Here is a 17096-nt window from a genome sequence, read left to right on the forward strand (position 1 = left end):
CGATCGTCGCGGGCGCGGTGTGCATCCCGCTGCGCGGTGGCTCCGTATCTCGTTCAGGGCGTCGGCGGCCTATCCCTTGCCGGCCCCATTGCGGCACCGCGCTCTCTGTCGCCCTGCGCGATGCCGTCCTCAAGGCCCCGTCACCGCTGCCGGTGGCGGGGCCTCTCTGTTCGTCGGTTCGGCGCGCTGCCTATGCGCTCGCGCCGGTGAGCCAGTCCGACACCGCCGTTTCCGTCAGCACCGCCTGGGGCGAGCGGTGACGCTCGGCCAGCCGGCGCTCGTCCTCGGTCAGGATCTGCGCCTGCATATAGGTGCCGAGGTCTCGCGCCCGGCGCACGCAGGCCGCTCCGAAGCTCCGCTGCTGCGCGTCGAAGGCGGCGAGCGCCGCGGTGATGTCGCCGGCCGGCGTGAGGGCCTCGGCGAGCGCCTGGGCGTCCAATGCGGCCTTGGTCACGCCCATGCCGAGGTGGGGGCGGGCGACGAACGCGGCGTCGCCGATCAGGACCGTGCGCTGTCCGAGCACCATCCGGGGCGTCTCGAAATCGAGGATGGCCTGGAGGAACGGCTGCTCGGTGGCGCGGATCACCTCGGCGAACTGCGGCGACAGCAGCTCCTCGGCCGCCCGCCGCAGGTCGCCGACGATCCCGGGCCTGATCCGGTGCGGCGGGATCGAGAGCTGGTGACGGATACCGTCGACGTCGGTCAGCAACTCGCCCAGCGCCCCATCCATGGCCGCCGGGCGATACCAGACGAAGTTGTAGCGCCGCTGTCCGGGCGACGTCTCCTCGTTCGGCCCGGCGACCGGGTAGCCCAGCATCTGCTCGCCGGGCGGCAGGCAGAAGGCGAAGTACGCGAAGAGCTCCGCATGCGTCCGCCGCGAGAGGGCGTGCTCCTCGGCGAGCCCGCGCCAGGCGACGTAGCCCGCATATGTCGGCTGCGCCGCCGGAAGCGCCTGCTCCCGGACGCTGGAGAACAGGCCGTCGGCGCCCACGAGGAGGTCACACTCCGCCACCCGGCCGTCGGTGAAGCGGACCAGCACGTCGCGGCCGCGCTCCTCGGCCGATGCGAAATGGCTGTCCAGCCTGTAGCTGTCGGGCGGCAAGGCCCGGCGCAGCAGGGCGTGGAGCCGGCTCCAGGAGGTCATCGTCTGCGGCAGCTCCAGCTCCTCGGCAAGGCGACCGTCTCTGTGGAAGGCGCGGCGGCCCGACACGGCGACGCCTGCTCTCGCCTGTGATCCGTCGATCCCCGCCCGTTCCAGGCACTCGAACAGCTCGGGATGCGTCACGATGCCGGCGCCGCGGCCGGCCAGCTCCACCGCACTGCGTTCGTGTACCCCGACGCGCCAACCGGCGCGCTGGAGAAACAGCCCCGCCAGCAATCCGCCGAGCGAGCCGCCGACGATGATCGCCCGCCTGCCGCCATCCCGCCGTCCCGCCATGCCGCTCTCCATGCTGCATTGATCGGAGGATAAATAGCCTCGGAGATGTGCGCGGGGCAACTATTTATCGTTTGATAAACAAATGCGCGACGCCGACCCGCAGCGCAACGTCGGGGGCTCGCCGCGCGCACAAGGTCGCCCCCCGACGTTGATCCGAATCGTGGATCAATGGTCCACACCGATCGACACGGCGGTGCTGAGCTGGTGTGCAGCAACGGACGGGGCGACCACCGTTGCCCCGATCTGGCTCGCATCGCGGCGACCGTTCGGGTACCAGCCGCGGGTACGTGGCAGGAGATGCGCGCTAAGCTATTGATCTAGCTGGTGGGCCCGGCAGGACTCGAACCTGCAACCAGACCGTTATGAGCGCGACGGTTTGGCCATACGACCTTGAAATATCATCGTTTTAAGAAAAGACCGTGCGACTTCATCGCATATCATGGCCGACGTAGCGCGACCAATCCGCGACCAGCCCGGCTGCCCTTCTGTAGGGCGTCGCCAGCGGCGCGCTGGTGGTCAGGGTGATGATGCCCGTAGACCCGCTGCACCATCTCGGGGCTCATGCCGACGTAGCCCGCGACCTCCCAAACCGGGACGCCGTGCTGAAGCATCCACGTGACGCAGGTATGGCGCAGGGTATGGGGCGTGACCCGGCCCGACAGCCCGGCGCCGGCGACGGCGTTCGACCACGCCGTCTTGATCGATGCCACGGGATCGCCGTTCCAGTCGACAATGTATTGATCGATGATGCCCTTGGAATGCCAGCGGCGCAGGTGCGCCATGATGCGCGGCGACAGGCGAACGACCGGCGAACGCTTGTTGGCCGCTTCCGCCTCGTCTTCAGCCAGGCGATAGAATAGGCCCGACTCAAGGTCGACATAGGAGCGGCCGGAAGCCGCGTAGACTGAGGCATTGAGGATCGGGCCGCTGCGCGAGCCTGAATATAGCCCCATCAAAATGAAACGAGCGATATGGCGAAGGTCATAGTGCCATTTCTCACGATTAGCGCCGTAAACCTGCTCTCCTTTTCTATACCCGCGCGGCGGAACCTGTGGGCGCCGGAAGCGCCAGCAGTACCAAATAAGCCTAGCGGCCTCGTCCCGCGTCAAGAAGCGGGCCCGAGGTTGCCCTTTCACCGGCAACGTGACCGTCACGTTTCCGGTGTGCAGTCCGCGGCGGCCGTGGTGGTTAATGGCTGACCGCAGCTCTTCGAGGTCACGCCGAGCGCCGCCACTGGTACGGCTCTTCGTATAGGCGCGACAGTTGGTCGGCGTCACATCGCTCAGCATCTTGTCGCCCCACCACGCAGACAGTCTGCTGACGCGGCTCCTGGCCTTGCCGGGGCTCGCTTGGCTATCGACACCGTCATCCAGCCAGACCGACAGAACGTCAGCTACGGGCGTTTCAGTGGCAGAACGGCAGCCTTGGTCGGCGGGATTGTGCTTCGCCTCGATGTAGGCGGCAAGGCGGAGCTCGGCATCTGCAATCTGCTCTGGAGCGCAGCCTGTGCTTTCATAATGGCGGCCGTCGGCGATGACCCAGACGGCGCTTCGGCGCTGCCGCTCGTTGGCGGCTCGCAGCACGAGGTGCGGTCCTTTCGATCGACGCGGCATCGTTCCACCATCCTCCCTACCTCGGCGAGCGTGGTCATATCCTTGCCGGCGATGCGCCAGGTGGTCAATCGGCCCTTGGCGGCTTCGCGCCGGAGTGACGATAAGCTGATGGAGCCATCGGGGAATGCCAACCTAGCGGCGGTCTCCAGCCTGACCGGCGTGTCCTCACCGATCTCCGCCCTGTCGGGGAGGGGCCTAGGCATCACTGTGCCCCCATGCGGTCACGCGGACGCGCACTGCCCGCATGCCCTTCTTGTAGGCTCGGCGCCATCCATCAACCGGCGTTTCTCCGGCCATTGACCACTGCCTGCCGATCTCTTCGCAGACCTCGCGCCTGGTGCGTCGGACGGAGAAAATAAATGGCGGGTCGCCCGGCCAGCATGCCGACCAGCCGAATGAGGTGTTTCGCCCGGTCAATGTGCCCCTCCCGTCCCGCGGCTGGCGCGAGCGCGCTTAGTCGTAGCCGATATGATGTTGGCGCGGGGATGCTTGAGGCGATCCCAAATGGCTTTTGCGCGCTCGGCCTCTTTGATGATCGCCTGCTCTGCCGGCGTAAGGTGGTTGCGCCAGTCAGCGGCCATGGCTGTGCTCCGGCAATGTCCGACGCACGATGGTGCTTCCGTCGCGCACCCACCGGCGAATAGACAGTTCGCATCCCCAGGCCAGCCCGACGCCGTTCGCCATGCCGATGTGCGTGCGCCTTTGCCCGCAGCCGCACGAGCATTTGCGCTGTTGCCGCAGCGGCTGCATGTAGCGGCGGTGCGCGAGGGCCGATCCCCACTGGCCGAACGCGTCAGACATCGGCGCCTCCTGTCTCTTGGCGGGCGCGTGCACGGATCCGGCGGGCGATGTTGTCCATGATCCAGATCTCTCCGCCGTTGCAGTCTCCGGTGTCGAGCTCGGCCACTTTGGCGCATGCCTCGCGCTCGGCATCCACCGCACGCCGCACGGCTTCGGCCTGGGCGGACAGTACCGCATCATCTGTCTCGACCCTCACTCGCCCCTCGATCGCATCGGCGGCGTCGGTCAGGACCGTGACGAGCGGGTTGGCCCAACCCTGGACGCGCTCGGCAGCCAACGACGCGGCCACCTCGCGCAGCCGAGCGGCATGGCGCTTCAGATCCTCACCCACGGTCGCCTCCCTGGTCGAGGGCGCGGCGGCCTACCCACCATAATCTCTCCGCGACCACCGGATAGACTTCCAGCATCCAATCCTTATCTTCTGGATCATGGTCGTCATCGCGCAAGAAAGGTGCTCCCTCGAACATGTCCATGGCGCGAAGGTTGAAATTCAGCTCTCTCCATGCCTCGTTGCATTCGAGATGCTCGCGATAGGCTGAAAATTCCCCGTCGAAGTGAGAACTTGTGCTGTGGTGGCGCTCTCCCGCATGGATTGGGAGGCCGCATTGAGCGCAGCGGTGCACTTTGCGGCCGGTCACTATTTTGGAATTGTGAAATCCCATCACCCCCTCCCGTCTGTGCTGTCGGAGAGGGCGCGGCGGCCGGCGGGCTCCAGCGTGAGGACTGGTCGGTAGCCAATCGCTTCAGCGAACAGTGCCACCGTACGCAGGCTGGGTGACTTCTTGCCGTTCAGCACCTCGGACACATACGATACGGACGTGCCCAATCGCTCGGCCACATCCTTCATGCGAAGCCGGTCCTGCGCCTTTCGCAGGTAGAAGGCTTCGCGCAGGGCCTTGATAACGGCGATGGTCAGGGGATCGGAATCCATCCCGTCACCTCCCGTCTGCGCTGGTGGGGGTGGCGAGTGGCAGAAGCGCGCTGACAGGAACCGTGAAGAACGGATAATCTCCCGTCGGGTCGAGGGTGACGCTCTTGTGCTCTCCGCCGAGCATGCGGCTGTCGTCGCTGGCGCAACCGTAATCCCAACCTTTGAGGTCGTAGACGATGGTGCCGGGCGGCGCATCACTGGTCTTGACCGCGCACTTCAAGCGATAGGCCCTGGGGGACCAATTCGGAATAATCGTCACGACACCCCTCCCTCCCTCGCTCGTGGCGGCGGGGCTGTCTAAAGAGGCGAAGCCTCTGGCTTCTTCTGCGGCTGCGGACAGGGCGGCGCGAGCATCCTGAGGCCACGTCGTTTGGCCATCGGGGACCATGTGAAGCGCACGCCTTACGAGGTCCTGAAGCTCCCGCACGCGCTCCCGCAGCGCATCGTTGGTGCGCAAGGCGGCGCGTGTTTTCGCCTCAGCGGCCGATACGGCCATCGTCGGCGTGCAGCCGAACGTCTTGATGAACCCGCGCAGCGTGGTGGCGTCGCCGGCCACGTCATCCCGCTCGCGCGTCACCTCCGCGAGCTTGGCTTCGGCGGCGACGACTTGACCGCCAGTCTTCGCAATGACCTCCTGCATGCTGCGGATGGTCCGCTCTGCCGCGCCTAGCTTGGCGGACGTGTCGGCGAGGAGGTTGCTTAGTTGGTTGCTCCGGCGCGGAGCCTCCGCGAGCCGCGCCGCGAGGTCGACAAGCCGTCCAGCGATATCGTCGAAATCACTTCCCCGGAGCATCTGCGACAACTCGCGCAGGAATTCTGCATCGTCGCCCACCGGCTCACCCGGAGCGGCAGCAGGCGGGACAGACGCCAGCACCTCATCGATACCCTCTGGAGAGATCATGAGGTCGGTGTGGCCGGGGGCGGATGTGGCGGGAAGCGAGCGACGCACCTCATCCACGGCATGGCGTCGAGCAAAGTCCTCCAGCGGGGCGACGTAGGCGAGCAGCGCGGCAAAGTCGTCGATCAACCTACTGGTGATGCGCTCATTCTGCGATGGCCCGAAAATAACCGCGGCCCGCAACTGCTCGCGCATGGCTGGCGTGGTCTTCAACGAGAGATGACCGTCCCAATTCAACGCCTCTGGGGTGCGGGAGGCTTCGGCGCGGATGTCCTGGTTGATCGTCTCGGCCATTTCAGCGCCGTTCTGGCACAGGCAATCATGACCGCGCGCTTCGAGCGAGCACTCGTAAGCCCCGGTCTCAGGGGCCACGGGGCTGCACATCTCGCAGTCGGATGGTAGGATTGTTCGTTCATAGGCGATCTGCGCCGCCCGCTCCAACCCCTCCCGATACGTCCCGCCCAGCGGCTCCGGGGGGCTGGGTGCGGTGTCGACCATGTCCCGATAGATGTTGGCGGCGAGCGAGTCGCTGACGGCATGACGCCGTGCGGCTCTGTCCTTCTGCGTGGCGTCCGGCTCCTCCGGAACCATCCGCCAGCCGCTGGTGCGCTTGTCAGGCATCGTCATGGCTTGATCCAATCTCTTTGCGGCAGGCGGTGGCCCAGCTCAGCACCGTGGTAGAGCCCGGCGAGGTAGACCCTGAGCAGCAGATCGGCGCCGTGCCCGTCGATCACAGCGCGGGCCGCCACCTTGCCGGCCAGCTCCGTCAGCCCGGCGCGAAGACGCTTGTCGATCTCGTAGGGTTGAATGGGCGCTCCAAGCGTGATGTCGGCTTGCTCACCCATGCTCAGCCTCCCGTGCGCGCAAGGCAGCGGCGAGGATGGCCAGGGAGGGCGTGGCGGCGCGGCCGTTGAAAAGCCGATGTCCGTCCGGCGGTAGCTCGATTGCGGCTCGACCGGCTGAATTGGCCTGCCACCATGCTCCTGGATAGATCCGCCAGACTAGCCCCACGGCGGCGTCGATGGAGACGTCAGGGGCGCGAGAGCGGTAGTCGCACCAGATCTCCTTGCCCCATTTCGACCCGTCGTCCGCAATGACCCGGAGTTCGTCGCTCCCGTCATCGCCCGTGACGATGTCGACCATGCAGAGCGCCTCGCCCAGCACCGCGCAGATCACGCGGCCCAGCGTCTCGTCATCCAGCTGGCCGGGAGAGGCCTCTACGCGAGCGCGTAGCTCTTTGGATTGGGATGTCATCGGGGGACAATGCTCCCGTCTATCTTGCGTTTTAGGGCGGATCGCTTGCCAAAGGGCAAAGGCGTTCGGCTTGGCGGGCGCGTGCCGTTGTGGCGGCTCTCGCGGCGCTTGGCCTTGGCGATCAGAGGAACGTCGTGCTTGCGGGTCTTCTCCGAATGGCACGGCAGGCACAAAAGCTTGCAATTGGCTTCGGTCGGATGTCCGCCCAGGCCGTCGGCTATATCGTGGTCGAAGGCGTACTTCCCGATCGTGACGCGGGCGCCGCAGCGTTCACACTGCATGCCGGAGCGGTCGAGTGCGGCGCGGCGGACTTTCTGGTTAAATTCGCGCCTCATCGCGTCAGCCTCATCTCGGCTAGCCGAGCATCCTCTTCCGCCCACCGACGCTCTTCCAACCAATCGCTGTTGTCGGCGCATCCCCAGTAGCAGGACCGGTTTCCGCGGCACCAATCTGGGTCGGGGCACCCGCACGGATAGCGCTCAGTGTCGGCCGGGACGGTCCTCTTCGGCTTCTCGTCCATCACGCAGCCTTCCGCAGCTCGGTCGGCTCCACGCCGAGCATGTTTGCCAGCACTGCGAAGACGGCCTCTTTGCTCTGCTGGAAGCGCTGCTTGCCCATCGCCTTGGTCGACTGGCTCTGTGCGGTGTGGTGGATGACGGTGGCCTCGTGGACCTGGACCACGGAGAACTCATCGACCGTTCGGACGAACGCGGCGACCCGGAGCGCTTCGGCCTTTGAGGAGCAGACGATGGTGCGCTCGTCGCGAAAGCCAGACTTGATCAGCGCGAACTTGCGAAGGTGTTCGGCCGTGGGGAACTGCCCGTCAAATCGCTCCGGCAGGCTCGACCAGGCCTCATTGACCACGGCGAAGAAGTGGCGGTGGGTGACGCCGGAGCGCTCCTCGTGCGGCACCAGCGTATAGCGCTCGCCGATGACGAATTGCAGGTCGGCAATCCGCTGGAAGCGGCGGAGCGGCACCATGACCTCGCCCGTCCACTCGAAAGAGATGGGTGCCGGCGTCATGCCGCGACCCTCCAGCTTTCAGCACCACGAACGCGCTCGACAACCTCGGCAAGCTCAGCGTTGAACGCATCGACCGCCGCGGATAGGTTCGCGATATAGGCCTCATCCCGGTGCGCTCGCCGGATGAACGGCGGCATCTTCGGCCAGTAGACCGTCAGGTCGATCCACTCGCGCTCGGCGACCCAAAGGGCGCCCTGGCACTGCGCGCGGTGCTCCGGCGGGAAGTCACCCTTGAGCAACTTCTCGATGACGATATGCGGGAGCGCCGTCTTGATCTCCAGCATGCCATCCGCGCCGATGAGGCTATCAGGCGAGCATCCCTTCTGTCCGTTGCGGATGAAGCCGACCTGCTCCGGCGGCTCCCCATCAACCATGAAGGCGTAGGCACGCCTGGCCTCGTCCTCCATCGCCTTGCCACGATCCATGTGAGCGTTCGAATAGCTCTCGCCCGGCTCGCCGGTGATGATCTCCCCGGCGAGTTTGAGCATGTAGGCACGGCGCGTGACGCTGGCTCCGCCGTCCCGGCCCTTAGCCATGACCGTCGAGAACATACTGGCAGTTGGTATCCCCGTGCGGACGGCATACCAATCCGCGGTCCCCTGCTCGATCTCTGTATAGATCTCTAGAGCCATGCCCATCGCCTCCGCCGCTTAATGTCGCTTACCGTCTGCTGCGTGATGCCGAACCGCTCTGCGATGCTTCTTTGGCCGCCCTGGCTAAGACGAATTTCCAGTACGGATGCGTCGGTTAATTTCGTGCCCCCATGAGATGATCCGCGGGCTTGCCGGCCATGCGTCAGTTTATCTAACTCGTTTTGCTTCCGCGTGGCCCAGCGCAAATGTTGTGGGCTCACACACAACTTGTTACCGCAGGAATGAGCTGCATCAAGACGTTCGCTCGACGGGGCGCCGTGCGCCATATAGCAGACGTATCGATGGGCGAGCCATTTCTTGCCGTCAGCCATCAAGCTCCCATAACCGTGGCTACCGATGCCGTATGGCCACAAGAGACACTCGCCTCCGCTGTGCCGAAGCGCGGCACTACTCACCCAGGCGATGCAGACGCCGTTGGCCAGCTTCTTAACCTTGAGCGGGTCTCCGTTCCGCTTCGCCCGCGCATAGTGCATGGCGCAATAACCATGCCCGTACCTTGGCTTGTCGCAGTCTGGGATGGCGCAGCGGCTCACGGCTGGGCCTCCTTCTGCTTGCGCAGGGCGACCTTCTCGGAGAGCATCTTGACCGCCCGCCTGAACTCGACGGCCGGCAACTCGGCGACGTTCTCAATCTCGAAGAGGTTCAAGAACTGGTCGATGCGGCCTCCGCTCTCCACGATGAGCCCGCGGATTTCCTCCATCTGCTCATCAGTGATGGTCGCCTCGTTCCCTCCGGCCGACCGGCCATCATCGTCCGTCGACGCAGCGAGCCCCAGCCCCGCCTTCAGCGTATAGCGCTGCAAGAACGTGATCGTGCTGCCGACCTGCTGAATGGGGTTCTTGTTGCCGCTCTCGTCCCTCGGGCCGCTCAGTGTATTCTCGACGAAGTGGCCGTCGCGGTGAGAAATGACGCAGGTGACGGTGACGGCGCCTTCCGATTTCGTGACGAAGCGATACGATAGGCCATGCTTCGCCAGGATCGGATCGATAGTCCGCGCAATCTCGGCCAGATCCTCGTGCCGGTAGTGCGTGCGCCCCTTGGCTGATGTGAAGTCGACGGTGCGGTTCTTGAAGATGACCGGGATCTCGGCCTTCGCCGCCGCCATGGCCGCGTCGAACGCCTTACGGGCCTGATCCGCTTCCCATTCCTTCTGAAGCTGCCGCAGCTCCCGGATGGTTTCGATCGACATGCCCTGCTGAATGGCCTGTCCGATCATGGCCATGGGCGTGATGGGCGTCGCGGGGGCCATTGTCGGTAGGTGCTCGACGTTGTCGATGACGAGTTGTTGGCTCATGACCTCTTCCTCCGCACGATGAGCTTGCACTTGCGCCCCTCTGCGGCCTGACGCATGCGGATGACGCGGACGTATTCTTGAGCGGCGACGACGAATACGATCAGGCAGGCGATGGCCGCGATGTACGGGGCGAGTGGCGGCATCACGCGGCATCCCGTTCGTTCGGCTGCTCAGGTCCGGTGTCGAGCAGGGTCTCTCTACAGAATGGAGAGCCGTGACCAAGCTGCTGATAAGCCAGGGCAACTGGATATCCCATCCCATACGTTGAAGGGTCTTCAGTGCATGCGCCCCAAACGAGCGTCGTTTCTTCTTCGACGCGCCATGGCCCAGGAGTATGCGCCATCTCAGTGGCCCTCCGCCTTGGCGATGGCGGCGCGAGCGGCATTGATTGCCGAGTACATAGCCTGTCCATCCAAATGATATTCGACGGTATCGCTCGTGACCGACTTCTGCCGGCTATCCGTGCGAAGAGCATTCTCAAGGCTACGCAGCGCCGCCAGAAGTTCTGGCGCAGCGGCGATCAGTCCGTCATCGTCTCGGGCTGCGCCACCCCCCCTCGAACCGCACGATACGCTTGATCGCCACATAAGCTTCTCGAGCCTTCTCCCATTCGTAGATCGCCTCAAATAGTCCCTGGTCGCGGTCGTCAACGCCTCCCGACGTCTGCGCACAGAACGATAAAATGTTTCCGGCTTTCATAAGCTTGTCGGCCGCGTTCCTGATTGGGTCTTGCTCAACCGACGCCGGGCCGCCGTTGTCGATCTCAGCCATTGGCCTGGACCTCCGCTTCGTACTTCTCGCCGCAGAACGGGCAGAATGACGCGAGCATCAGCGGCTGCTTGCCACGCTTCTTGCTGTCGACCTTGTAGGTCTCGACTACGACACGGCGCGGTTGACCGATCATTGTCGCCACCAGAGCAGCGTTGTGCTCGCGTAGCTCCACGTTGGTCTTGTCTATGCAGTTGCACATCACGCAGCCCTCACCGTCTCGGGCCGCCACGGCAGGCGCTCACAGCTGACCTGGGGCTCCCGATGCGCCGGATACCCGTACTGCTCGATGATCTCCGCGGCCTGCGCTCGGGGCGCGATCCGTGCAGTCATCGACAGCTCAGACAGGCGGCGCGCGACGTATTCCGTTATGTCCGATTGCACGCCGCCGTCGATCAGCAAGATACGGTTGATCTGCATGTGATCGAAGTCGCCGTTGTCCAGGTAGACAACCAGATCGTTGATGCTGAAGGTGTCTGCGTCTTCGACGACAAGCTCGCTCGGCGAGCAGAGCGGGTAGCCTTCGATGGCGTAGATGATTGCGGACATCACTCTACCTCCACAGGCTTTCCGTCGACCAGCATGTAGAAGGTGTCGGACTTGATGCCGTCGCGTCCGGCGATGCCAGCCCAGACGGCCATAATCTTGTCATTGTCGTCGCGCTCGACGAGGAATAGAGCGCAGCCGTCGGCCCCTCTGGCTCGACCCTTCCAGCCGCTCGCCGTGGCCGCGCCATGGTCGCCACTCGCCGTGGCCGCGCCATGGTCGCCGCTCGCCGTGGCCGCGCCCTGGTAGCCGCTCGCCGTGGCCGCGCCCTGGGTGCCGCTCGCCGTGGCCGCGCCCTGGGTGCCGCTCGCCGTGGCCGCGCCCTGGTAGCCGCTCGCCGTGGCCGCGCCCTGGGTGCCGCTCGCCGTGGCCGCGCCCTGGTAGCCGCTCGCCGTGGCCGCGCCCTGGGTGCCGCTCGCCGTGGCCGCGCCATGGGTGCCGCTCGCCGTGGCCGCGCCATGGTCGCCGCTCGCCGTGGCCGCGCCCTGGTAGCCGCTCGCCGTGGCCGCGCCATGGGTGCCGCTCGCCGTGGCCGCGCCATGGGTGCCGCTCGCCGTGGCCGCGCCATGGTCGCCGCTCGCCGTGGCCGCGCCATGGGTGCCGCTCGCCGTGGCCGCGCCCTGGGTGCCGCTCGCCGTGGCCGCGCCCTGGTAGCCGCTCGCCGTGGCCGCGCCCTGGGTGCCGCTCGCCGTGGCACCCTCATTGTCGGCCGTCGCGACCTGGCCCTCCGCCCACCTCGCCCGGTCGAACACCCACTTCACGGCGCGCTTCGTCAGCTCTCCGAGGCTGATTTCGACATCGATCGTGATCTTTGCCGACGCGAGCTTTGTATTGTCGGCGTCGCTCTCGCCGCTCTGCTTCACGACAGCGTATCGGCTGCCGGCTGGCGGGTAGAATTCGAAGACGGATAGGGGATGATGCTCGACGGGGCAGGCGTGGAAGCCGTTTGAGCAGGCCTTGATTGCGCCTTCGACGCTATAGGTCTTGCCGACCTCGAATTTGAAGTCGCGGCAGGTCAGGCTGGGGCTGAAGCCCTTGATGGACGTGACCTGATCGGGCTGCACGGCAGCTTCGGCCGGCGTCTCAGTCTTTGCTTTGCGCTTGGTAGGGGCGGCCATGGGGCGGGGCTCTCCTGTGATGGAGAGGATAGTTGCGCAACTCACAACTCATGTCAAATGCGAAAAGCGCAACTTGCAACATTTTTTGCTGCGCGTGCTATTAGAGGCCTGGCTGTGGAGATAGCTGATAGTTGCGCAAAGCGCGTTGCGGCGGCGCCAGACTCAAGCTAGGTGATTCGGCTTGGCCGTGCACAAAACGCGAACGGCCTAGGGTGCCAGCCCTAGGCCGTTTGAGTGTGCGGTGCTGACGGAGCTTCCGAGACCAGCCGTCGGCCACGCGGTGCGCGTTACGCCCCTCGTTGTAGGGGGTAACGCTATCGCGTGCAAGATGGTCTTTCAGCCAATCATGGAGCATCCATGGCTGATCGCACCATGCCGCAGCGCGGCAATCGCCCCTCCCGGCAGCTCACCGACGAAGACAAGACGATCATCCGGCAGCGCCTGCGTGCAGGCGACTACCAGCACGTGATCGCCGCCGACTTCGGCGTGAACCAGGGGAGGATCAGCGAGATCAATACCGGGAAGCGGTAGCCGCTGACCCGGACGCCGCGGCGCGGCATACAACAGGGAGGCGCGGCCGGTTGCTGCGCCTCTCACCCCGCCGCGCGGCGGGGGAATGCGTGCTCGAGCGTCGCCTTGATGCGCTCGATCTCTTCGTCCGAACGTCCCCGCAGGAAGCGCGCCATCCAGTCATCGTCGGGGTGGCGAAACAGGCCGCCTGGATCGGTTCCAAAAAGCTCAGCGAGCTTCTGCTGCCATTCTTCCCCGGGCGACGTGCCCTTGTACCACCGGCTAACAACGCTCTTGTCCGCATCCAGCTCGCGGGCGAGGTCTGCTTGGCTCATGCCTCGCTTATCTGCCCACTCCCGGATGAAGTGAGGCCGCCGCGGCTGCTTGCCGTGATGAATCGTCGTGACGTTCGCCATGTGGCGGATGCTAATTCCGCGGACGCAACTGCGTCGTTAGCGCAACGCGCAACTCTGTCATTGACAAGCAGTTGTGAGTTGCGCAACATGCATTTCCATGAGCACGATTTCACTCGCCGATGAGCTTCGGGCTCGCGCCGTCAAGCCGACGAAGCTGGCCGTCGAAATTGGCGTCCACAAGTCGCGCGTCTCCCATTGGATGCGGTCGCGCGTCCCTGCGGCGCGCGTCCTGGATGTCGAGCGCATCACCGGCATTTCGCGCCATCTGCTGCGGCCCGACGTCTTCGGCCCGGCAGTCGAAAGCGAGGCCGCCTAATGCCCTCCCTTTCCATCACCCTCCGCGTCGGCCCCGAGAAGGAAACAGCCGTCGATTGCCGCTCGGAGGGATTCGAGCGCCTGACGGTTGCCTTTGAGTGCGACGACGGTGCGCGGCGGGCGGCTGACACCGCCGACGCCATTCCCGGTGGGGAAGCTGTCGACCAGCGTCAAGGTGTAGACGCCGTTGATCTCGCCGAAAAACGGCGTGCCCTCGAAGTGAACAATGGGCGTGTCGGGCCGCGTGACAACGGCCGGCGGCATGGCGACGTCGGACTCAACAGGCTCTGTCAAGGCAACCTCCAGAACGGCTTGAACGCGGCCCAATCCGCGACCGCGACCTATCAAGGCTCGCGCGGTCACGCTTGGCAAGCCGAAGACGACGGAGCCTGACCCATGCCCGTCGCCGCGGCCCTCATCGTCCTCTGCATCACGGCTGCCACAGCCCTGATCGTCGGCACGCTCGCCGGTCTGCTGATCGGCTGGCTGGCCGGCAACACGGCGCTCCTTGTCGGCCCATCGCTCGTACAAGTCTATCGGCGGCGCCAGGGATGAGCGCCGTCTCCACCCTTGAGGGCCGGGGACTTCTCCGGTGCGCCGGCGCGAGAGGCCGGCATCGCAACACGGCCTGCATGCGTCCATTGGCGTCAACGTCGGTCCCGGTCCGTCGCGGCTTCCGCGATCAAGTGCACCCGACGAATGCGGGCAATCCTCTCGCAACCCTATTCCGCCGCCTCAACGCGGCTGTCCAGAGGCTCCTCCCCAAGGAGCGTTTCCCCCTTGGACTGGCCGGGCGCTTCGGCGCTCGGCCTCTTCCTTTCCCGCATGCTGCACACGTCCGCCAAGATATGAGCAGCAGGCGTCCCGATGTGAATCCAGGTATTCGCGTCGATCTCCTCTGCCGCCGCATCCATGGCCAGCAACAAACCATGGATGTTTTTGCAGATGTGCAAAAAGTCTTTGCAGGAGCGTAAAGTGTCGACCGCGACATACGTTGATGAAGCGAGGGTCTGGGCTCAGGACATGGTCCTGATGGAAACCCGCGGACCTGGCGACGTCGCCCCGGCTATGCGTCGATTGGCGACCAGGCACAGAAAGATCACCTACGGCACGTTGTGGGCGCTGCGGTATCGGCCGCCCAAGAGCATCGTGACGGACATCTATTTCGCTCTGAAGGCCGCATACGACGCAGAGCGCGCCCGGCAGAGGCTAGCCCTCAGGGAAGACGTTGATGCCACCAAAAAAGTCGCCGGGCCTGATCATCCTGCTGTTCGCGCGGCTGAGGCTTTGGTGGGCCCGGAGGACGCGACGGACGTAGGCGCGAGCGGGGTGGCGCCATGACAGCCGCTGACGTCACAAACTCCGGCGTCGCGGCCGAAGAGCTGAAGCAGTTCGTCGAGCGGGTCGAACGCTTGCATGCCGAGCGAGAGGCTATTGCCGGCGACATCCGCGAGGTCTTCGCCGAGCTGAAAAGCCGCGGCTTCGACGTGCGCGCCACCAAGCAGGTCATCGCCCTGCGCCGGCTCGGTCATGCCGAGCGCCAAGAGCGTGACGCGATCCTCGAACTCTACCGCGAGATTTTGGGCGTCGTGTGATCCCTCGCGTGCACGTGCACGCGTGAGAGCCGGAGGTGAGCATGAGCAAGACGCAATGGACCCCGGAGATGGACGAGTTGTTTCTCGCCATGGTGGCCGACGGCCGCAAGACCCGCATGGATATTGCGGCTGCACTTGGCGTCCACATCAACTCCGTGACGCGTCGCGCCAATTTCTATGGCGTGTCCGACAAGATCCCTGTGATCGAGGATTTTGATAGAACCGTGCTGCCGCGTGATTTGGCCGGCCTGCCCCAAAGCGTCAAGCGGCTGTTGCGCGGCGCCATCATCCCCGCCCCGCCGGGCGACGCCTGGTCGGCTCAGGTCGCGTCGCGCCTCGCGCTGATCGCCCTGCGCGCCCACCACCCGTACGGCGCCGGCGAGCTCAATGTGGCGTCGTCGGCATCGGTGCCGACGCGCATCCATGTCGTGCCGCTGCCGTTGCGTGGCAGCTCGGCGGCCGATTGCGCCGACGTGGCCCAGCGGAGGGCTCGGTGGTGACCGCCCGCCGCACCGGGTTCCACGTCCGCGTCAGCCGGGACAACGCTCGCGCTCTGGCGCGGCAGGCCGCAGCCGCGGGGATAGACCTCTCGCCCGAGATGGTTGCCCGCGAGCTGATCCGCATTGCCGCTCAGGAGCGTCTCGTCATCGCCATGCTCGGCGACAGCTACGAGAGGAGGTCGTCATGACCGCCTATTCCTGCGAGCGCTGCGGCTGGTGCGCGGCCGAGCCGCCCAAGTCCTGCATCAGCCCGGCCTGCGAGCTGCGGACGCCGCTTGAAGCGAGCGTGGCGCTGCTGTGGCCGCTGCTCGACACCGCCCAGATGGCGGCCGCCCTGGAGCGGCCCGAGCACGAGGTGGCAAACGCCCTCGCGCACGTGCGCGACCGGCAGCATGCAGCGAGGGCCGCCTGATGGGGATCGCCAAGGCCAGGTCATCCCACGTCTGGGAGCGTGACGCGCACGATTGGTATGTCGAGCCTGAGGCCGCGACCGAGGCTCTGCTGACCGTTGAGAAGTTCCGCGGCGGCGTCATCGATCCCGCCTGCGGGCAGGGAAACATCGTCAACACGATGCGCCGGGCCGGCATCGCCGCCTACGGCACTGACATCGTCAGGCGCGTTGAAGATGGCTCGCCATGGTTTCTGGGCGAGCGCGACTTTCTCGCCGAATACGGCCTTGTCGACAATGTCGTGATGAACCCGCCATTCTTCCGTGCGAAGGGCGCCGAGGCGTTCATCCGGCGTGCCCTGGCGCTGGCCAACGGCAAGGTCGCGGCGTTCGTCGACATCCGATTCCTCGCCGGCGGCGAGCGAGCGGCCGGCCTGTTCGCCGAGTATCCGCCGTCGCGTGTCTGGGTCGTCACGCCGCGCGTCTCCTGCCCGCCTGGCGCTTATCTCGCTGCCGGCAACAAGGCGGCCAACGGGTCATCCGATTGGTGCTGGCTCGTCTGGGATCTGACAACCAAGAGCCAGGCCACGGCCTTCGGCTGGCTGCGTCGCGAGGTGTCGTCATGAACATCTTCGAGCGAGACGGCTTCATCGCGCAGGTAACCGAGGCCGGCGGCGTGTTCATCGTCCACCTGTCGCCTCCGCCAGGATGCATCGGCCAGATCACCGAGCGACGCGTCACCGAGCGCGGCGCGATCCGGCGCGCGCACGAACTGCTGGAGCGTGCACAGCGAACCTATCACCAGGGCGTCAAGGCGATCATCAAGGCCGTGGCCGGCGGCGAGCGTCTGTGCCGCTGCAACCGCGTGAAGGACACCGGAGAGCCCGAGGAATACTACTTTCTTGAGCCGTCCGGGCAGTCCTGCGGGACCGCGATGGCTCGCGCTGCCATATCGTCAGGCCGCATGCGTCCGTCGGGTGACGGCCTGTTCGAGGATTTCTTGCAGACCTGGGTGGCGCCGTAGATGGCCGTCGC

The 17096-nt window shown here is 65.6% G+C and carries 30 protein-coding genes; 10 read left to right on the plus strand and 20 right to left on the minus strand.

What is annotated here, in order from left to right:
• Positions 1-190: 190 nt before the first annotated feature.
• The 18 genes from ACZ5PO_RS17445 to ACZ5PO_RS17530 all read right to left on the minus strand — a co-directional run bounded on the left by ACZ5PO_RS17445 (position 191) and on the right by ACZ5PO_RS17530 (position 12337).
• Positions 191-1438 carry an FAD binding domain-containing protein gene (locus tag ACZ5PO_RS17445; RefSeq protein WP_464195705.1) on the minus strand — a complete coding sequence of 416 codons (1248 nt, stop codon included), beginning with the start codon at positions 1436-1438 and terminating at the stop codon, positions 191-193.
• Positions 1439-1875: 437 nt separating this feature from the next.
• Complete coding sequence (locus ACZ5PO_RS17450) at positions 1876-3051, minus strand: tyrosine-type recombinase/integrase (RefSeq protein ID WP_464195707.1); 1176 nt, start codon at positions 3049-3051, stop codon at positions 1876-1878.
• Positions 3052-3621: 570 nt separating this feature from the next.
• A complete protein-coding gene (locus ACZ5PO_RS17455; RefSeq protein ID WP_464195709.1) occupies positions 3622-3852 on the minus strand; it encodes a hypothetical protein in 231 nt (76 codons plus the stop codon).
• Positions 3845-4183, minus strand: a complete 339-nt coding sequence (locus tag ACZ5PO_RS17460; protein ID WP_464195711.1) for a hypothetical protein — start codon at positions 4181-4183, stop codon at positions 3845-3847. Before ACZ5PO_RS17460 ends, ACZ5PO_RS17455 begins: the two co-directional genes overlap by 8 nt.
• Positions 4176-4514: a hypothetical protein gene (locus tag ACZ5PO_RS17465; RefSeq protein ID WP_464195713.1), complete on the minus strand. Its 339-nt coding sequence runs from the start codon at positions 4512-4514 to the stop codon at positions 4176-4178. The genes ACZ5PO_RS17460 and ACZ5PO_RS17465 overlap by 8 nt, the downstream gene beginning before the upstream one ends.
• Positions 4514-4783, minus strand: coding sequence for a helix-turn-helix domain-containing protein (locus tag ACZ5PO_RS17470; protein WP_464195715.1), 270 nt, complete (start codon positions 4781-4783; stop codon positions 4514-4516). The genes ACZ5PO_RS17465 and ACZ5PO_RS17470 overlap by 1 nt, the downstream gene beginning before the upstream one ends.
• A 4-nt stretch (positions 4784-4787) precedes the next feature.
• Positions 4788-6308, minus strand: a complete 1521-nt coding sequence (locus ACZ5PO_RS17475; protein WP_464195717.1) for a hypothetical protein — start codon at positions 6306-6308, stop codon at positions 4788-4790.
• Positions 6305-6526: a hypothetical protein gene (locus ACZ5PO_RS17480; protein ID WP_464195719.1), complete on the minus strand. Its 222-nt coding sequence runs from the start codon at positions 6524-6526 to the stop codon at positions 6305-6307. The genes ACZ5PO_RS17475 and ACZ5PO_RS17480 overlap by 4 nt, the downstream gene beginning before the upstream one ends.
• Positions 6519-6824: a hypothetical protein gene (locus ACZ5PO_RS17485; protein WP_464195721.1), complete on the minus strand. Its 306-nt coding sequence runs from the start codon at positions 6822-6824 to the stop codon at positions 6519-6521. The genes ACZ5PO_RS17480 and ACZ5PO_RS17485 overlap by 8 nt, the downstream gene beginning before the upstream one ends.
• Before the next feature lie 107 nt (positions 6825-6931).
• Entirely contained in the window at positions 6932-7270 is a 339-nt protein-coding gene (locus ACZ5PO_RS17490) for an HNH endonuclease (RefSeq protein WP_464195723.1), read from the minus strand.
• 184 nt (positions 7271-7454) lie between these two features.
• On the minus strand, positions 7455-7958 hold the full coding sequence (locus tag ACZ5PO_RS17495) for a hypothetical protein (RefSeq protein WP_464195725.1): 504 nt from the start codon (positions 7956-7958) through the stop codon (positions 7455-7457).
• Positions 7955-8590: a lambda exonuclease family protein gene (locus ACZ5PO_RS17500; RefSeq protein ID WP_464195727.1), complete on the minus strand. Its 636-nt coding sequence runs from the start codon at positions 8588-8590 to the stop codon at positions 7955-7957. The genes ACZ5PO_RS17495 and ACZ5PO_RS17500 overlap by 4 nt, the downstream gene beginning before the upstream one ends.
• Complete coding sequence (locus ACZ5PO_RS17505; RefSeq protein ID WP_464195729.1) at positions 8581-9084, minus strand: HNH endonuclease; 504 nt, start codon at positions 9082-9084, stop codon at positions 8581-8583. The genes ACZ5PO_RS17500 and ACZ5PO_RS17505 overlap by 10 nt, the downstream gene beginning before the upstream one ends.
• A gap of 56 nt (positions 9085-9140) precedes the next feature.
• Positions 9141-10058, minus strand: coding sequence for an ERF family protein (locus tag ACZ5PO_RS17510; protein WP_464195731.1), 918 nt, complete (start codon positions 10056-10058; stop codon positions 9141-9143).
• Positions 10059-10433: 375 nt separating this feature from the next.
• Positions 10434-10676 (minus strand): hypothetical protein, encoded by a 243-nt coding sequence (locus ACZ5PO_RS17515; RefSeq protein ID WP_464195733.1) that lies wholly within the window; start codon positions 10674-10676, stop codon positions 10434-10436.
• Positions 10669-10875 (minus strand): hypothetical protein, encoded by a 207-nt coding sequence (locus ACZ5PO_RS17520; RefSeq protein ID WP_464195735.1) that lies wholly within the window; start codon positions 10873-10875, stop codon positions 10669-10671. The genes ACZ5PO_RS17515 and ACZ5PO_RS17520 overlap by 8 nt, the downstream gene beginning before the upstream one ends.
• The gene (locus ACZ5PO_RS17525) at positions 10875-11222 is read right to left on the minus strand and encodes a hypothetical protein (protein WP_464195737.1); all 348 of its coding nucleotides are present in this window, start codon (positions 11220-11222) and stop codon (positions 10875-10877) included. Before ACZ5PO_RS17525 ends, ACZ5PO_RS17520 begins: the two co-directional genes overlap by 1 nt.
• The gene (locus ACZ5PO_RS17530; RefSeq protein WP_464195739.1) at positions 11222-12337 is read right to left on the minus strand and encodes a DUF7666 domain-containing protein; all 1116 of its coding nucleotides are present in this window, start codon (positions 12335-12337) and stop codon (positions 11222-11224) included. Before ACZ5PO_RS17530 ends, ACZ5PO_RS17525 begins: the two co-directional genes overlap by 1 nt.
• 357 nt (positions 12338-12694) lie before the next feature.
• Between ACZ5PO_RS17530 and ACZ5PO_RS17535 the strand changes: the two genes are divergently transcribed.
• On the plus strand, positions 12695-12868 hold the full coding sequence (locus ACZ5PO_RS17535; protein ID WP_464195741.1) for a hypothetical protein: 174 nt from the start codon (positions 12695-12697) through the stop codon (positions 12866-12868).
• A 62-nt stretch (positions 12869-12930) separates the two neighbouring features.
• Here the strand turns inward: ACZ5PO_RS17535 and ACZ5PO_RS17540 are convergent, their stop codons facing one another.
• Positions 12931-13263 carry a helix-turn-helix domain-containing protein gene (locus tag ACZ5PO_RS17540; protein ID WP_464195743.1) on the minus strand — a complete coding sequence of 111 codons (333 nt, stop codon included), beginning with the start codon at positions 13261-13263 and terminating at the stop codon, positions 12931-12933.
• A gap of 97 nt (positions 13264-13360) precedes the next feature.
• Here ACZ5PO_RS17540 and ACZ5PO_RS17545 point away from each other — a divergent pair, with 97 nt between their 5' ends.
• Positions 13361-13579, plus strand: a complete 219-nt coding sequence (locus ACZ5PO_RS17545; protein WP_464195745.1) for a YdaS family helix-turn-helix protein — start codon at positions 13361-13363, stop codon at positions 13577-13579.
• Here the strand turns inward: ACZ5PO_RS17545 and ACZ5PO_RS17550 are convergent.
• Complete coding sequence (locus tag ACZ5PO_RS17550; RefSeq protein WP_464195747.1) at positions 13576-13872, minus strand: hypothetical protein; 297 nt, start codon at positions 13870-13872, stop codon at positions 13576-13578. The two genes, ACZ5PO_RS17545 and ACZ5PO_RS17550, sit on opposite strands and share 4 nt — an antisense overlap.
• Before the next feature lie 102 nt (positions 13873-13974).
• Between ACZ5PO_RS17550 and ACZ5PO_RS17555 the strand changes: the two genes are divergently transcribed.
• From ACZ5PO_RS17555 to ACZ5PO_RS17590, 8 genes are all read left to right on the plus strand, one after another.
• Positions 13975-14133 (plus strand): hypothetical protein, encoded by a 159-nt coding sequence (locus ACZ5PO_RS17555; RefSeq protein ID WP_464195749.1) that lies wholly within the window; start codon positions 13975-13977, stop codon positions 14131-14133.
• A gap of 357 nt (positions 14134-14490) precedes the next feature.
• Positions 14491-14919, plus strand: a complete 429-nt coding sequence (locus ACZ5PO_RS17560) for a hypothetical protein (protein ID WP_464195751.1) — start codon at positions 14491-14493, stop codon at positions 14917-14919.
• The gene (locus ACZ5PO_RS17565) at positions 14916-15173 is read left to right on the plus strand and encodes a DUF2312 domain-containing protein (RefSeq protein WP_464195753.1); all 258 of its coding nucleotides are present in this window, start codon (positions 14916-14918) and stop codon (positions 15171-15173) included. The genes ACZ5PO_RS17560 and ACZ5PO_RS17565 overlap by 4 nt, the downstream gene beginning before the upstream one ends.
• A 77-nt stretch (positions 15174-15250) precedes the next feature.
• Positions 15251-15673 (plus strand): hypothetical protein, encoded by a 423-nt coding sequence (locus ACZ5PO_RS17570; RefSeq protein WP_464195755.1) that lies wholly within the window; start codon positions 15251-15253, stop codon positions 15671-15673.
• Positions 15667-15861, plus strand: a complete 195-nt coding sequence (locus ACZ5PO_RS17575; RefSeq protein WP_464195757.1) for a hypothetical protein — start codon at positions 15667-15669, stop codon at positions 15859-15861. The genes ACZ5PO_RS17570 and ACZ5PO_RS17575 overlap by 7 nt, the downstream gene beginning before the upstream one ends.
• The gene (locus tag ACZ5PO_RS17580) at positions 15858-16085 is read left to right on the plus strand and encodes a hypothetical protein (RefSeq protein WP_464195759.1); all 228 of its coding nucleotides are present in this window, start codon (positions 15858-15860) and stop codon (positions 16083-16085) included. Before ACZ5PO_RS17575 ends, ACZ5PO_RS17580 begins: the two co-directional genes overlap by 4 nt.
• A complete protein-coding gene (locus tag ACZ5PO_RS17585) occupies positions 16085-16687 on the plus strand; it encodes a TRM11 family methyltransferase (RefSeq protein WP_464195761.1) in 603 nt (200 codons plus the stop codon). Before ACZ5PO_RS17580 ends, ACZ5PO_RS17585 begins: the two co-directional genes overlap by 1 nt.
• Positions 16684-17085, plus strand: coding sequence for a hypothetical protein (locus ACZ5PO_RS17590; RefSeq protein WP_464195763.1), 402 nt, complete (start codon positions 16684-16686; stop codon positions 17083-17085). The genes ACZ5PO_RS17585 and ACZ5PO_RS17590 overlap by 4 nt, the downstream gene beginning before the upstream one ends.
• Positions 17086-17096: the final 11 nt, after the last annotated feature.

The sequence above is a fragment of the Chelatococcus sp. KU-N122 genome, assembly GCF_055391085.1.